The organism is Lysobacter gummosus (assembly GCF_001442805.1).
Taxonomy (GTDB): domain Bacteria; phylum Pseudomonadota; class Gammaproteobacteria; order Xanthomonadales; family Xanthomonadaceae; genus Lysobacter; species Lysobacter gummosus.
The window spans coordinates 2,589,081-2,603,682 of sequence record NZ_CP011131.1; the positions used below are offsets into that span (position 1 = coordinate 2,589,081).

General features: G+C 67.0%; 16 protein-coding genes. 11 read left to right on the forward strand and 5 right to left on the reverse strand.

The window, feature by feature from the left end; translation table 11 throughout:
• The first annotated feature begins 188 nt into the window (after positions 1–188).
• The gene (gene lolA / locus LG3211_RS10735; protein ID WP_057942839.1) at positions 189–824 is read left to right on the forward strand and encodes an outer membrane lipoprotein periplasmic chaperone LolA; all 636 of its coding nucleotides are present in this window, start codon (positions 189–191) and stop codon (positions 822–824) included.
• Between the two features lie 113 nt (positions 825–937).
• Here lolA and LG3211_RS10740 read toward each other — a convergent pair whose 3' ends face one another.
• Both LG3211_RS10740 and LG3211_RS10745 read right to left on the reverse strand, forming a co-directional pair.
• The gene (locus LG3211_RS10740) at positions 938–1,420 is read right to left on the reverse strand and encodes a GNAT family N-acetyltransferase (protein ID WP_057942840.1); all 483 of its coding nucleotides are present in this window, start codon (positions 1,418–1,420) and stop codon (positions 938–940) included.
• A 148-nt stretch (positions 1,421–1,568) separates the two neighbouring features.
• Positions 1,569–2,105 (reverse strand): glycoside hydrolase family 108 protein, encoded by a 537-nt coding sequence (locus LG3211_RS10745; protein ID WP_057942841.1) that lies wholly within the window; start codon positions 2,103–2,105, stop codon positions 1,569–1,571.
• 388 nt (positions 2,106–2,493) lie between these two features.
• On the opposite strand from LG3211_RS10745, the gene LG3211_RS10750 reads away from it, so the two are divergent.
• Positions 2,494–3,786, forward strand: coding sequence for a replication-associated recombination protein A (locus tag LG3211_RS10750; RefSeq protein ID WP_187313190.1), 1,293 nt, complete (start codon positions 2,494–2,496; stop codon positions 3,784–3,786).
• 289 nt (positions 3,787–4,075) lie between these two features.
• Positions 4,076–4,477: a fluoride efflux transporter FluC gene (locus tag LG3211_RS10755; RefSeq protein ID WP_057942843.1), complete on the forward strand. Its 402-nt coding sequence runs from the start codon at positions 4,076–4,078 to the stop codon at positions 4,475–4,477.
• 118 nt (positions 4,478–4,595) lie between these two features.
• On the opposite strand, the gene LG3211_RS10760 is transcribed toward LG3211_RS10755, so the two are convergent.
• On the reverse strand, positions 4,596–4,808 hold the full coding sequence (locus tag LG3211_RS10760; protein WP_057942844.1) for a hypothetical protein: 213 nt from the start codon (positions 4,806–4,808) through the stop codon (positions 4,596–4,598).
• A gap of 309 nt (positions 4,809–5,117) precedes the next feature.
• Between LG3211_RS10760 and LG3211_RS10765 the strand changes: the two genes are divergently transcribed.
• Complete coding sequence (locus LG3211_RS10765; RefSeq protein ID WP_057942845.1) at positions 5,118–5,867, forward strand: SapC family protein; 750 nt, start codon at positions 5,118–5,120, stop codon at positions 5,865–5,867.
• Here the strand turns inward: LG3211_RS10765 and LG3211_RS25620 are convergent.
• Positions 5,860–6,294: a hypothetical protein gene (locus LG3211_RS25620; protein ID WP_148648845.1), complete on the reverse strand. Its 435-nt coding sequence runs from the start codon at positions 6,292–6,294 to the stop codon at positions 5,860–5,862. The genes LG3211_RS10765 and LG3211_RS25620 overlap by 8 nt on opposite strands.
• 374 nt (positions 6,295–6,668) lie before the next feature.
• Here LG3211_RS25620 and LG3211_RS10770 point away from each other — a divergent pair, with 374 nt between their 5' ends.
• From LG3211_RS10770 to LG3211_RS10800, 7 genes are all read left to right on the forward strand, one after another.
• The gene (locus LG3211_RS10770) at positions 6,669–8,261 is read left to right on the forward strand and encodes a ShlB/FhaC/HecB family hemolysin secretion/activation protein (protein WP_083512453.1); all 1,593 of its coding nucleotides are present in this window, start codon (positions 6,669–6,671) and stop codon (positions 8,259–8,261) included.
• A gap of 148 nt (positions 8,262–8,409) precedes the next feature.
• The gene (locus LG3211_RS10775; protein ID WP_222837596.1) at positions 8,410–10,245 is read left to right on the forward strand and encodes a DUF2341 domain-containing protein; all 1,836 of its coding nucleotides are present in this window, start codon (positions 8,410–8,412) and stop codon (positions 10,243–10,245) included.
• Positions 10,242–10,646, forward strand: coding sequence for an ExbD/TolR family protein (locus tag LG3211_RS10780; protein ID WP_057942847.1), 405 nt, complete (start codon positions 10,242–10,244; stop codon positions 10,644–10,646). The genes LG3211_RS10775 and LG3211_RS10780 overlap by 4 nt, the downstream gene beginning before the upstream one ends.
• Positions 10,647–10,662: 16 nt before the next feature.
• A complete protein-coding gene (locus LG3211_RS10785; protein ID WP_057942848.1) occupies positions 10,663–11,334 on the forward strand; it encodes a TonB family protein in 672 nt (223 codons plus the stop codon).
• Positions 11,335–11,399: 65 nt separating this feature from the next.
• Entirely contained in the window at positions 11,400–13,130 is a 1,731-nt protein-coding gene (locus LG3211_RS10790) for a putative porin (RefSeq protein ID WP_057942849.1), read from the forward strand.
• A 16-nt stretch (positions 13,131–13,146) separates the two neighbouring features.
• Entirely contained in the window at positions 13,147–13,830 is a 684-nt protein-coding gene (locus tag LG3211_RS10795; RefSeq protein ID WP_148648846.1) for a hypothetical protein, read from the forward strand.
• 77 nt (positions 13,831–13,907) lie between these two features.
• A complete protein-coding gene (locus LG3211_RS10800) occupies positions 13,908–14,255 on the forward strand; it encodes a hypothetical protein (RefSeq protein WP_148648847.1) in 348 nt (115 codons plus the stop codon).
• A gap of 35 nt (positions 14,256–14,290) precedes the next feature.
• Here LG3211_RS10800 and LG3211_RS10805 read toward each other — a convergent pair whose 3' ends face one another.
• Positions 14,291–14,563 carry a hypothetical protein gene (locus LG3211_RS10805; protein WP_148648848.1) on the reverse strand — a complete coding sequence of 91 codons (273 nt, stop codon included), beginning with the start codon at positions 14,561–14,563 and terminating at the stop codon, positions 14,291–14,293.
• Positions 14,564–14,602: the final 39 nt, after the last annotated feature.

The window sequence follows — 14,602 nt, forward strand, 5'->3', positions numbered from 1 at the left end:
TGCGGCGGCGTACGCAAGCGCGCCGGCCGCAGCCGGCGCCCCGCAAGCGTTCAAGGCCGCAGCGCTGGGATATATCGGCCTCGGATGGTGCGGCGGTATTAACCGCTGCGGTTGGCTCCACCCCACGTCGATACCGTGTTCAGGATTCCCTGCGCACACTGCCGCCATCGTTTTATCAGGAGCTTGCCGTGAACCGTCTCGTCCGCCACGCCGCCATCGCGCTCTCGCTGTCCACGGCCCTGTTCGCCGGTGCCGCCGTCGCCGGCGCGCGCGACGACCTGGGCGCGTTCACCCGCGGCCTCAAGGGCCTGGACGGCCAGTTCGCCCAGCAGGTGTTCGACACCAACGGCAAGCTGAAGGAATCCTCGACCGGCCAGGTCGCGCTGTCGGCGCCGCGGCTGTTCCGCTGGGAGTACGTCAAGCCGTACCCGCAACTGATCGTCGCCGATGGCAAGAAGGTGTGGGTGTACGAGCCCGACCTGCAGCAAGTCAGCGTGCGTCCGCAGGGCGCGGAAGAGCAGAACAGCCCGCTGGCGGCGCTGATCGACCCGGGCAAGCTCGACAGCATGTTCGTGGTCAAGGACGCCGGCAGCAACGGCGGCCTCAACTGGCTGACCCTGGAACCGAAGAACCAGGGCGAGGCGAGCTTCCGCAATGCCAAGCTGGGCTTCGACGCCGCCGGCCTGAGCAAGATGGAAATCGTCGATGCGCTCGGGCAGAAGACCGAAATCAGCTTCAGCGGCTGGAAGCGCAATCCCAGCTTCCCGGCCAGCACGTTCAAGTACGCGCCGGGCAAGGGCGTGGACGTGATCGGCGAGGGTTGATGCCGGCTTGAAATCGCGGCGAATTGCTGCGTGTGGCGTTTGAATTTCGATAACACAGCGCAGCACGCGCTACGTCCGCGGCGAGGCAGCGACGGACGCGGATTAAACCGCGTCTACAACGGCTTTTCGTAGCGGATCGTAGTCAGGCCGCTGTTCCATTCTTCATCCGGATAGCGCGCGACTTCGCGATAACCCAGGGCGAGGTACAGCGCCTGGCTGCCGGTGTTGAAGGTATCCGTTTCTAGGCTGGCGAGCGTCAGGCCTTCGGCGCGCATCGCCGTTTCCAGCGTATCCATCAACGCCCGCGCGACGCCGCGCCGGCGGCCGCGCGCGGCGACGTGCAGGGCATCGACGAAGCCGCCGTCGCGATGGGCGAAGCCCAGCACTTCGCCGTCGATCTGCGCGACCACGAAACGCGGCCATTGCGCGGCGACGAAACGTTCCGCGACCTGCCGCTCGTGGTAATCGGCGATGGCTTGCGCGGTGAGTTGCTCGCGCCATGTGTCGGCAAAGGTTTCCGCGAGCAGCGCCAGCAGCGCGGTGCGATCTTCGGCGGCGGCGGGGCGGATCAGTACGGCGGCGGGCGCTGGGTTCATTGGGGGAGGCGTGTTGGAACGGGCAGGGCTGCGAGCGCAGCCGATGCAATGGCGCGGCGCCGAGGCAGTATCGCCGGCCGCACCACTGCGGATGTAGCGATCCTTTGGCGGTTGCGCGGCCGCCGCGCGGCGTTCGGTCGCCGATCGATCAAGTCCCCGCCGGCAACTGCGCCGGAAACCAGTTCGCCCGCGCCAGCCACCCGGACAGGAAGCGATGCAGCAGCGGATGGTTCGCGGCCAGGTTGTTGTAGTAGTTGATCCGGCCCTGGCGATACAGCGCGTACAGCCAGGCCTGATCGGCGTGCTGCATGGCGGCGAGCGTTTCCGGGCCGAAATGTCCGTCGGCGGCCAACGGCGGGCCGAGCAGGTTCTGCAGCAGCAAGATCGCGTGGACGCCTGCGTTGACGTAGAAATCGAACACGATCGCGGCCAGGTCCTGCGCGGCGATCGAGTCGCCGTAGATCGCGTCCCAGTACAGCGCCTTGTACAACACCGCGGCCTGCTCCGGGCTCAGGGCCTGCAGATTGGCCAGGGTCGGGGCGACGCCGAGCAAGGTCTGCGCGTGCGCCTGAAAGGTTTGCAGGGTGATGCCCATATTGGTCGCGCCGCCCGGATCGTAGGGGTCATCGACATAGCCGCCCTCGAAGATCAGCAGTTGCGGGAAGTAGTCGTTGAAGTCGGCCATCGCGGGTCTCCGGCAGGTGTGGGTGCGGCGGACGCGATCGTGTCCGCCGGATGATGGGAAAACGGGGATTGCGCGGTACAGCAGGGCCGCAAGGCCGCGCTGTTGAGGCAAACGCGGCCGCCCGGGCCTTGTGAGGCGCCCATGGCCGGGGCCGAGCTTGCCGCGATCGCGTCCGCACCGCCTTACCGCCGGCTGACGGTTTGCAAAATCCCGTTGGATCAAGCTGTTGCGGACGCGGGCGATTCGCCGCCGGCGCGATCTTGGTATCGTGGCGGTCGAAACTCAGACCGGAAATTCCCCGTAAGTGGCCCGTCGAACCGCCCCCTCGCAGGACTCGCGCGATCTGCTCAGCGTCGATAACGACGGCCTGCGTCCGCTGGCCGAGCGCATGCGCCCGCGCAGCGTGGATGAAATGGTCGGCCAGCGCCGCCTGCTCGCGCCCGGCTCGGCGCTGCGCCGCGCGGTCGAATCCGGACGCGTGCATTCGATGATCCTGTGGGGCCCGCCGGGGTGCGGCAAGACCACCCTGGCGTTGCTGCTGGCGCGCTACGCCGATGCCGAGTTCAAGGCGATCTCGGCCGTGCTCTCGGGCCTGCCCGAAGTGCGGCAAGTGCTGGCCGAGGCCGCGCACCGTTTCGCCGACGGCCGCCGCACGGTGTTGTTCGTGGACGAGGTGCATCGCTTCAACAAGACCCAGCAGGACGCGTTCCTGCCGCATATCGAGCGCGGCACCATCATCTTCGTCGGTGCGACCACCGAGAACCCGTCGTTCGAGCTCAACTCGGCGCTGCTGTCGCGCTGCCGCGTGCACGTGATGGAAGCGGTCTCGCCCGACGACATCCGCCACAGCCTGCGGCGCGCGCTGGAAGACGAAGAGCGCGGCCTGGGCGCGCAGCCGGTGCAGGTCGGCGACGACTTGCTGCTGCAGATCGCCACCGCCGCCGACGGCGACGTCCGCCGTGCGCTGACCTTGCTGGAAATCGCCGCCGAACTGGCCGCCGACGAAGACGGGCAGATCACCGCCGCGACCCTGGCGCAGGTGCTGGCCGACCGCACCCGCCGCTTCGACAAGGGCGGCGAGCAGTTCTACGACCAGATTTCGGCGCTGCACAAATCCGTGCGCAGCTCCAACCCCGACGCCGCGTTGTACTGGTTCGCGCGCATGCTCGACGGCGGCTGCGACCCGCATTACCTGGCGCGGCGGCTGACCCGCATGGCGGTGGAGGACATCGGTCTGGCCGATCCGCGCGCGCTGCAGATGTCGGTCGATGCCTGGGATACCTACGACCGCCTGGGCAGCCCGGAAGGCGATCTGGCCCTGGCGCAGGTGGTGATCTATCTGGCCAGCACCGCCAAGTCCAACGCCGCCTATGCCGCCTTCAACGCGGCCAAGGCCGATGTGGTCGAGCACGGCACCCAGGATGTTCCGCTGCACCTGCGCAATGCGCCGACCAAGCTGATGAAGCAGTTGGGGTATTCGAAGGGTTACCAGTACGACCACGACGCCGACGGCGGCATCGCCCTGGATCAGACCGGGTTCCCGGATGCGATGGGCGAGCGGGTGTATTACCAGCCGGTGGAGCGTGGGCTGGAGCTCAAGCTCGGCGAGAAGCTCGCGCGGTTGCGGGCGCAACGCGCGCAGGCGCGCGGCGAGGGCGGCGAGGGCGGCGAGGGCGGGTGAGCCCGTAGCCGGGCTGCATGAGGTCTTTTGTGGGAAGGGTTTCAGGCCCGCGCGGAGCTTCGCAGTTTATTGTGGGAGGGGCTTGAGCCCCGATGCCTTTCGCTCAGATCGCCGGAATCGATCCCTTCTGATCGAAAGGCATCGGGGCTCAAGCCCCTCCCACAAAAGACCTCGGACTTGTGCGGCGGTCGGCACCGGCGCCATTGTCTGTATCGAGCCCATCGCTTATGCCTGCATCGATGCCGCAACCGGCGCCGTCATGCATGCCACTTCACGGAGTCCGCAACCGATGACCCGCGCCGCCTTGCTGCAACTGCTCGCCGTCGGCCTCGGCGGCGCATTCGGCGCGATGCTGCGCCACGGCGCCAACCTGCTGCTGCCACGCTCGGCCGCGCCGTGGCCGGCGCTGTCCACCCTGTGCGTCAATGTCGTGGGCTGCCTGTGCGCCGGCCTGCTGCTGGTGTGGCTGGGCGGCCGCGAAGACGCCGATTTCTGGCGCGCGCTGCTGCTGACCGGAGTGCTCGGCGGCCTGACCACGTTCTCGGCCTTCGGCGTGGACCTGCTGGCGCTGCTGCGCGCGGCCCGCTACGACTGGCTGGCGCTGACCATCGCCGCCCACGTCGGCCTGGGCCTGCTGGCGATCGTCGCCGGCTGGCGCTTGGGGCAGATGGCCTGGCCGGGGCGGATCTGAGCCGAAACCGATTCGGACCAGCAGGAATCGGGCGACTGCCGATCCGGCAACGGCGTGACTTTCAATCGGCGCTTATCTGAACCACCACGAATCCGACCCGGTGCCGCCCAGACGCGATCTACTCCGCCCGCGGATTCACCGGCAGCCGGGTCATCCGCAGCACCTCATCGCTGGGCGCCGACGACTTGTTGGACAACACCTGCTGCAGCGATTCGACCTCGGCCCAGATCATGTGCTGCAGTGCCTGCAGCAGGGTCGAGCCGGCGTCGGACAGGCTCAGGCGGCCATCCAGGCTCAACGCCAGTCCGTCCTCGATCAACGCATGCTTCATATGGCTGGTTTCCGGCTGCACCCCGCGTTGCAACCCCACCAGGACGCTTAGCAGAGCGTGCTCTCGCAGTGACACCTTGAACAAAATACTTTCCCCTATCCGCACTCGGCACTTGTCTTTTGTGTGCCTGAAATCACGATATGGGAAGCGGTGTGATGACAGCTTTGACAGGGCTTAATGCGCGTCAAAGTGGCACTCATAGTGTGCGGGCAGTGCCGCCGGCGCTGCTTGTAACTGTCACGCCGATGGCTCATCTTCGCCGCTGACCCGGGCTGACCCCGGGCGGCCGCCACCAGGAACCGGACCTTCATGCTGATCTACGACCGCGTCGTACCGCTCAACCGCCACACCCACCGCCGCCTGCGCCTGCGCTCGGCCCAGCACAACGCCCGTTTCGCCGCCGAGCTCAACTCGGTGCCGCTGACCACGGTCGAATTCCCGCACGCCGCTTCCGAGTACGCGATCGTGTTCGCGCGCCTGGAGAACGGCGACTTCCTGCCGGCGGTCGTGGTCGGGCTGCGCAACCAGCAGAACCTGTACGTGGACGAGAACGCGCGCTGGAAGCGCGGCTATGTGCCGGCGTTCCTGCGCCAATATCCGTTCATGCTCGCCGAGGACCGCGACAGCGGCACGGTCACCGTCTGCGTCGATATGGCCTACGACGGCCTGTCGGAAGAAGAGGGCGACGCGCTGTTCCAGGAAAACGGCGACGACAGCGAGAACCTCGGCCGCGCGATGACCTTCCTGCAGGACCTGCACGGCGAGTTCAAGCGCACCGCCGCGTTCACCGCCAAGCTCAAGGAACTGAACCTGCTGGACCAGCAGGTGATCCGCTTCGGCGGCGAAGGCGAACCGCAGCGCGAGCTGGGCGGCGTCTACGTGGTCTCGGAAGAGCGCCTGCTGCAGCTCGACGACGCGGTGCTGCCGGAACTGCTGCGCTCCGGCGCGATGGGCCTGATCTATACCCACCTGGTGTCGATGCGCAATCTCGACCGCCTGTCCGAACTCGCCCAGCAGGACGCGGCCAAGTCCGCCGCCGCTCCCTCCGCGGTCAACTGAGCCCGCCGCCCGGTTCGCGGGCGGACCCGGCTTCATCGGCGCGACCGCGACGGTCGCGCCGCCTCGGCGGCTTGCGGCCGCCGATCGCATCTTTGCCGATCGTGTCTGCACGATCGATGCCTTCACGAATATGTTCCGCTGATGAAACAAGACGTCGACGGCATTCGTCGCGGACTTGGCTTTGTCTTATCGAAATTGGGCCGACCGCGCGTGCCGCGGTGACGTTGTTGCGCCAAAACGGGTCTGCGAACCGACCTGCATGACAGCGCGCGGTGCGCGTTGCGATTGCGGATGGCGAGAGTCGATGCCGGCGACGATGGCGATGTTCGCGACGGCGACCGTTATCGACAACCGCCTCGCCAACGCCATCGATCGTCTTCGATTCTCGCCCGCGCGACATGCGACCGATGCGCCGACGATCGCGCATCTACTCCAACGAATCAGCGCGCGCCACTCACATCCGCGCGATCGAACCCGGGTGCACAACGCCGAAGACGCAAGCGCGAACCACGCAACCGCCAACGCAGCCGATCGACAGCGAAAGCGTGCAACCGCAACGCGCAACATTTCTCACCTGTGTGATACCGCTCATCCAAAGATGAGATGACAAGTGACGTGCTGCGTAATTTCCATGTCATCGCAGCGACTTGTGACATTCGATGCGCGCGATGGAGAAGTGCATGACCACATTCGTGTGCCTTGTCATGCAGTAGTTCAAACATCGTCACATAGCGCACCTAACGTGACGCGGTCTGCCGACCCCGTTCGCCGGGTCGGCGCAACAGGGATGGTTCCGGGTCGATGCATCTACGCCTTATCGCAGCCGTTGGTCTGACGTTCCTCGGGCCGACGGGCTTGCACGCGCAGGAAACCGCCCAAGGCACGCAGGCCGCGCCGACGCTCGCGCGTTTCGACGTGATGGCCTATCAGGTGCTGGGCAATACCAAGCTGCCCACGCTCGATATCGAGAAAGCGGTGTATCCGCACCTGGGCCCGCAGCGCAGCGAGCAGGACGTGGAAGCTGCGCGCGCGGCGCTGCAGTCGCTGTACGACAAGAGCGGCTATCCGACCGTCAGCGTGGTGATCCCGGAGCAGGACGCGTCCACCGGCCTGGTCACGCTGCAGGTCAACGAACAGAAGGTCGGCCGCCTGCGGGTCAACGGCGCGGACTATTTCTCGCCCGACGACATCGAGCGCGCCGCGCCGTCGCTGGCGCAGGGCTCGGTGCCCAACTTCAAGGACGTGCAGCGCGACATCGTCGCCCTCAACCAGTTGCCCGACCGCCGGGTGACGCCGGAGATCAAGGCCGGCGCCACGCCGAATACCGTCGATGTCGATCTCAACGTCGACGATTCGCTGCCGCTGCACGGCTCGCTCGAAATCAACAACCGCAACAGCGCCAACACCACCGAGCAACGCGTGGCCGCCAGCGTGCGCTACGACAATCTGTGGCAGCGCGGCCACAGCGCCAGCCTGTCGGTGCAACTGGCGCCGCAGCGGCGCGCCGACGCGGAAGTATTCTCGGCTTCCTATCTGGCGCGCTTCGGCTCATCGCCGTGGTCGCTGCTGGGTTACGCGGTGCGCAGCAAGAGCGACATCGCCGTGGTCGGCGACCTCAACGTCATCGGCAACGGCACCCTGGCCGGCGTGCGCCTGATGCGCTCTTTCGCCGCGCGCGAAGGCTTCTTCCATTCGCTGAGCGTGGGCGTGGACTACAAGGACTTCAACGAAGCGCTGGTGCAGGGCGCCGATCGCGGTTCGGTGCCGATCGAGTATTTCCCGTTCAGCGTCAACTACAACGCCGACTGGATCAAAGAGCATTCGGTCAGCGACCTGGCCTTGTCGGCGGTGTTCAACCTGCGCGGCGTCGGCGACGGCCGCGCCGCTTTCGACGCCAAGCGCTTTCAGGCCCAGCCGAATTTCTTCTACCTGCGCGCTTCGGGCTCGCATACGTGGAAATTCGCCAACGACGCGCAACTGATGCTGCGCATGCAGACCCAGTTCGCCGGCGAGCCGCTGATCAGCAACGAGCAATTCAGCATCGGCGGCCTGGACAGTGCGCGCGGCTATTACGAATCCGAATCGCTCGGCGACACGGGCGCGGCGGCGACGCTGGAAGCGCGCACGCCCTCGTTCGCCGATTCGCTCGGCGAGGCGTTCCAGGAAATGCGTCTGCGCGCTTTCGTCGATGCCGGTTATGCGCGCATCAACGACCGGCTGTCGGATCAGCTGCGCAGCGAGACCTTGGTCAGCGCCGGCCTGGGCGCCTCGCTGAAGATGTTCGAGCATCTCAACGGTTCCATCGATGTGTCCCACCCGTTGTCCAGTCCGAACGGCAAGGACCGCAAGCCCGATTCGATCGAACTCGGCGTGCGGGTTTGGGGCGAGTTTTAAGCAGGCAAGGAAAACCCTGTGGCAGGGGCTTGAGCCCCGACGCTTTTGTTTCAGCTCGCCGGAAGTCTGATGTCGCGGCGGATCGAAAGGCGTCGGGCCTGAAGGCCCTCCCATCCAGGCCATACCGAATATTTCCGGGGAAAGTGTCGTGACTCAATTGCGCGTGTTGCTGGTCTGCTTGTTCCTGTCGCTGATCTCGTTGCCGGCATCGGCGGCGTCGTGGTGGGACGGTAAATGGAACTACCGGGCCAAGATCGATCTCAACACCACCTCGGCCGGCGCCGCGGTCAGCGAGCCCGGCGGCCGCGCCCAGGTCCTGGTGCGCCTGCATTCGGGCAACTTCAACTTCGCCGACGCGAAGGAAGACGGCAGCGACGTGCGCTTCATCGCCGCCGACGACCGCACGCCGCTGAAGTACCACTTCGAGAAATACGACGGACTGGTCGATCAGGTCGCGCTGGCCTGGGTGGACGTGCCGAACCTGGAAGCCAACGCGGCTTCGTCGGTCTACGTCTATTTCGGCAACGCCGAGGCGACGCCCGGCGGCGACGCCAAGGGCAGCTACGACGCGGACAACATCGCGGTCTATCACTTCGCCAACCAGGGCGCGGCCGGCAACGATCAGACCGCCTACGCCAACAACGCGCAGGCGCCGCTGACCCTGGCCGAATCGGCGCTGATTGGTTCGGGCCTGCAATTGAACGGTCAGGCGCCGGTGACGGTGCCGGCGTCGTCGTCGCTGAATCTCGCCGCGGCGCAGCCGTTGACGGTGTCGGCGTGGATTAAACCAACCGGAGCCGGCGCGACGGGAATAATCGCGTCGCTGCCGGGTGCACTGACGGTCGGAATCGAATCCGGCGTCATCTACGCCGAAACGCCCGGCGCCAACGGCGCCTTGCGCACCTCTGCCGGCGCACCGCTCACCAGCGAAGGCTGGGCCCACATCGCCGTGCGCGCCGCCGACAACAAGCTCGCCGTCTACGTCAACGGCGCGCCGGCCGGCGAAGTCGCGGCGGCCTTGCCGCTGGCCAACGCCGGTCTGCTGATCGGCGGCGAACGCGTCGCCGCCGGCGCCGCGGCGCGGCCGAACTTCATCGGCCTGATCGACGAGTTGCAAGTGTCCAAGACCGCGCGTCCGCTCGGCCTGATCCAGGCCGCCGCGCACAGCCAGGGCCTGGACGCGCGCCTGCTGACCTTCCAGCCGGTCGAGCAGCGCTCCGGCGACGGCGGCCACAACTACTTCGGCATCCTGTTCAGCGCGCTGACCGTCGATGCCTGGGTGGTGATCGTGATCCTGGGCTTCATGGCCGCGATCTCGTGGTGGGTGATGATCGGCAAGGGCGTGTTCGTCAACGTCACCTCCAAGGCCAACGAGCGCTTCCTGCAAGCCTTCCGCAAATACGCCGGCGAATATCCGCTGCACGACATCGCCTGGGTCAAGGGCGCGGAAGGCGACGGGCCGCTCAACGGGGAGAAATCGAATCTCGCCCGGCTGCTCGCGATCGGCCTGGACGAACTGCGCAACCGCGTCGCCGCCGCCGGCGGACGTTCGGTGGTGCGCACGCAGTCGATCGCCGCGATCCGTTCCGCCCTCGACGCCGCCGCGGTGCGCGAGAGCCAACGCTTGAACAAGTTGATGGTGCTGCTGACGATCGCCATCTCCGGCGGCCCGTTCCTGGGCCTGCTCGGTACCGTGGTCGGCGTGATGATCACCTTCGCCGCGGTGGCCGCGGCGGGCGATGTCAACATCAACGCGATCGCGCCCGGCATCGCCGCCGCGCTGCTGGCGACGGTGGCCGGTCTGGCCGTCGCGATCCCGGCGCTGTTTGGCTACAACTACCTGCTCAGCCGCACCGAGGCGATCGGCGCGGACATGCAGGTGTTCGTGGACGAACTGGAAAAGCGCATCGCGGAAGATTACGCCGGCGACGCGCCGGTGCCCGCGCACCTGTCGCGCAGCGTGTCCACGGAGTCGCTGCCGTGAAGGTCCAGGGCAAGAAGCCTTACGACGACATCAACATCACGCCGATGCTGGATCTGGCGTACGTACTGCTGGTGATCTTCATCATCATGACCACCGCGGCGGTGCAGGGCATCAAGGTCGATCTGCCCAAGGCCAGCGCCAGCCAGCCCTTGTCGGTGCCCAAGACCAAGGTCATCGCGATCGACAACGCGGGGCAGGTCAGCATCGATGCGGTGCCGGTCAGCATGAGCGAGCTGGAACAGCAACTGCGCAACGCGCTGGCCAACGACGCCGAGTTGCCGGTGATCCTGCGCGGCGATCGCGCCGTGCAATACGAAAAGGTCATGGCGGTGCTGGACCTGTGCAGCAAGCTCGGCATCTCCTCGATCGGACTGGCGTCGCAGCGCCAGGCCGCGGGCTGAGCGGGTCCGCGCGCGCATGTCCGCACCCACGACCTATGGCCGTCCCTCCAGGCTGTCGCGCGCGCTCGGCGTCGCCGGCGCGCTCGGCGTGTTCGCCGTGCTCGCCTGGCTGGTGTGGTCGCTGATGCAGGACAGCCGGCCGATGCCCAAGCGCACGCCGCCGCGCATCACCCAGGTGATCCTGCCGCCGCCGCCTCCGCCGCCGCCGCCGCCGCAACCGGACAAAGTGCAGGAAGAGGAAAAGCTGGTCGAGAACACGCCGTTCGAATCCCTGGACAAGCCTCAGGAAGATTCGCCCGAGCCGCCCGGCGATCCGCTCACCGCCGAAGCCGGGCCGGGCAGCAACGAATTCGGTCTGCAGGCCGGCAGCGGCGGCGGCACGCGCATCGGCGGCAAGGGCGGCGGCGGTAATCCGTATGCCGGCTACGCCTCGATGGTGCAGCGCGCGGTGCAGCAGTACCTGCAGCAAGCCGACAAGACCCGCAAGGGCCGCTATAGCGCCACGGTGGCGATGTGGTTGAACGCCGACGGCACGATCCAGCGTTCGCAGGTGATCGCCTCTACCGGAAAACCTGAGCTCGATGCCGCCATCGTCGCCGCGCTGCAGGGCCGCTCGCTGCCGCAGCCGCCGCCGGCGGAAATGCCGCAACCGATCAATTTGCGCATCGGCGCGATCGCGCCGGGATGACCGGCCGCGCCGACATCCACGCCCGAACGCTTCGCTTATCTGTTTCGCTTACTGGGACTTTACGCATGACCGCATCGCCCAATCCGCATCGCCGCACGTCCGTTCGCGTGTTGACCCTGGCTCTGGCCGCGCTGTGCGCGGCGCCGGCGCTGGCCGCAACGCCGGTGGACGCGTCGAAGATCAGCCCGGAAGTCACCCTCAAGCTCATCGATCTGCTGGTGGCCAAGGGCGTGATGACGCGTCAGCAGGCCGACGACATGATCGCCGAAGCAACCGCCAGCGCGGCCGCGCGTCCGGCGCCGGCGCTCGCGGCGCAACCGGCGTATCAGACTCAGCCCGGCGCGGTGGTCGTGCCTTACATCCCGGAAGTGGTGCGCCAGCAGATCAAGGACGAACTGCGCGCGGAAGTCACTCAGCAGGCCAAGAGCGAAGGCTGGGCGGCGCCCAACGCGCTGCCGGAGTGGACCCAGCGCATCAACGTCTACGGCGACGTGCGCGCGCGCGCCGAGGACGTGCTCAACGACGGCGAGAACTACACCGACTTCCCGAACTTCGGCGCGCTCAACGCCGGCAGCGGCTACGACGTCAACGATCCGCTCAACAATCCGCTGCCCACCGTCAACACGACCAAGAACCGCGGCCGCATGCGTTTGCGCGCGCGGCTCGGTGTGCATGCGCAGATCGCCGATTGGGTAGAGGCGGATCTGCGGTTGGCCACCGGCAGCGATCGCAGCCCGGTGTCCACCAACCAGACCCTCGGCGCCGGCGGCAATCTGTCCAAATACTCGCTGTGGCTGGATCGCGCCTACATCCGACTCAAGCCCAGCGACTGGCTGACCGCCGATATCGGCCGCGCGCCCAATCCGTTCTGGACCAGCGAGCTGTTGTTCGACAACGACCTGAGTTTCGACGGTGTGGCGATCAAGACCGAGTTCGACACCGGCGGCGACTTCAAGCCCTTCGTCAACCTCGGCGCATTCCCGATCTTCAACACCGATTTCGATTTCGGCTCGACCCAGCGCCTGGACAAGGCCAGCAGCCGCGACAAGTGGCTGTACGGCGCGCAGCTCGGCGCGAACTGGACGTTCAGCGACGATGTCAACCTGAAGCTGGGCCTGGGCTATTTCCTGTTCGACAAGATCAACGGCGAGCGCTCCACGCCGTGCGTGGCGCCGACCTCCAAGGACGTGTGCGATACCGATCTGTCGCGGCCGCAGTTCCAGCAGTTCGGCAACACCATGTTCGCGATCCGCGACATCGTCCCGGCCAGCGGTGCGCCCGACGGCCCGCAGTTGCAGTACTTCGGCTACGCGAGCGAATTCGGCGTGGCCAACCTGCACGCGGCGCTGGAGATCGCCAGCTTCGATCCGGTCAAGGTCGTGGTGGAGGCCGACGTGGTCAAGAACCTCAAGTACGACGCCAACCGCATCCGCGCGCTGGGCCCGTTGAACAACTTCAAGCCGCTGCGCGATCCCAACGACCGCACCTTCATTTTCGACGGCGGCGACATGGGCTACTACATCAACCTGCTGGTCGGCCAGCCGAAGATCGCCAAGGCCTGGGACTGGAACGCCAGCATCGGCTACAAACGCCTGGAATCGGACGCGGTGCCGGACGCCTTCACCGATTCGGACTTCCATCTGGGCGGCACCAACTCGCGCGGCTTCATCCTCGGCGGCGCGCTGGGCCTGGCGCGCAACACCTGGCTGGGACTGCGTTGGCTCAGCGCCAACGAAGTCAGCGGCGCGCCGTACTCGGTCGATGTGGTGCAGATCGACTTGAACACCGAATTCTGAGCACGGAGCCCGGATCATGAGCCTGCGACCCATCCGTCATTGCGCACTGCGCAGCGCCCCGTTGCTGGCCGCGCTGTGGTTCGCCGCTTCTGGCGCGCACGCGCAGAACGGCAACGAAACCCGCCTGCGCGACGCGTTGCGCGACACCGGCGCGCGCCTGCGCAGCGCCGAAGCGGCGCTGGCCGCGCAACAGGCCGCCACCGCGGCAGTCGAGCGCGAGCGCGACGCGCTCAAGGCCGCCTCGGCCAAGGCGCCCGCGCGCGAGGACGGCGCGCGGCTGACGGCGCTGCAGCGGCAACTCGGGCAGGCCTCGGCGGCCTCCGATCAAGCCCGCGCCGATGCGCAGAAGTGGCAGAGCGCGCAGCAGCAAGCCGCCCAGGCCGCGCAGCAGAAGGAACACGAACGCGCCGCGCTGGCGGCGCAGCTGGCAAGCGTGCAGGCGCAGTCGGCGCGTTGCGCGGCGGCGACCGAGGCGGTGTATCAGGCCGGGCGCGAGCTGGCGCAGTTGTATCGCGATCCGGACTTCATCGATTCGGTGCGCAGTCGTGGGTTCTCGCCGCTGGGGCTGGAGCGGGTGAAGAAGGAGAACCGCGTGCGCGAGCTGGAGGACAAACTCGACCAACAGCACGATCAGGCGGCGCAATGCGCCAGCGGCGATGCTGCCGCGCGCACGGCCGGTAACGGGACGGCGTCGAGCTGATGAGGCGTGCGGCCACCCGGGTTGCGATGAAGCCGCGCGAGTTCGCGCGGCGTTCGTGCGGGCGATCGATTCGTGCGGTGTTGTCGTTGCTGGGCTTGTGCGCGGTGTTCGCTTGGTCGGCGCAGGCGCAAAAGCGCATGCTGCCGGCCTCGCAGCCGCAAGCTACTCCGTGCGTGCAGGTGCGTATCGGCAACGACGAGGCCGGGCGTTGGTCCTGCCTCAACGAAGCCTTGAAAGCCGAAGTCGATAAGACCGCGCCGGTGGTCAATACCGATTCGCCCGGCGAACGGTTGGCGCCGATCGGGCAGGGCTTGGCGACGCCGGCGGCGACGCGGCAGCGGTTGGGGGATCAATACGGCAAGTCGGTCCGGCCGCAGCGGCCGGCGCAGCAGTTTCCAGCTTCGTTTCCGAAACCGGTGCGCTGAGGGTATGTCTAGTCGAACAGCCATCTGCTTTTTTGCTAGCGCCCGGTTGGGAGGGCGTCGGCGTGCTGCGGGGGCGTTTGTTCGAGCAACGGCAACGGCAACGGCAACAGCAAAATCAAAAGCAAATCCCCCGCGTCCGCTTCGCGAACGCCGCCCCCTTTTTCAAAGGGGGCAACAGCAGGCGGCGCGGTCTTTACCTCGCGCCGAAACAGTTCCCCCCTTTGAAAAAGGGGGGCTAGGGGGGATTTGCTTTTGCTTGTATCAGCCGCCATCGACGACAGCGACGATTCAAGCAACAGCAACAGCAACAGCAAATCCCCCGCGTCCGCTCCGCGAACGCCGGCCCC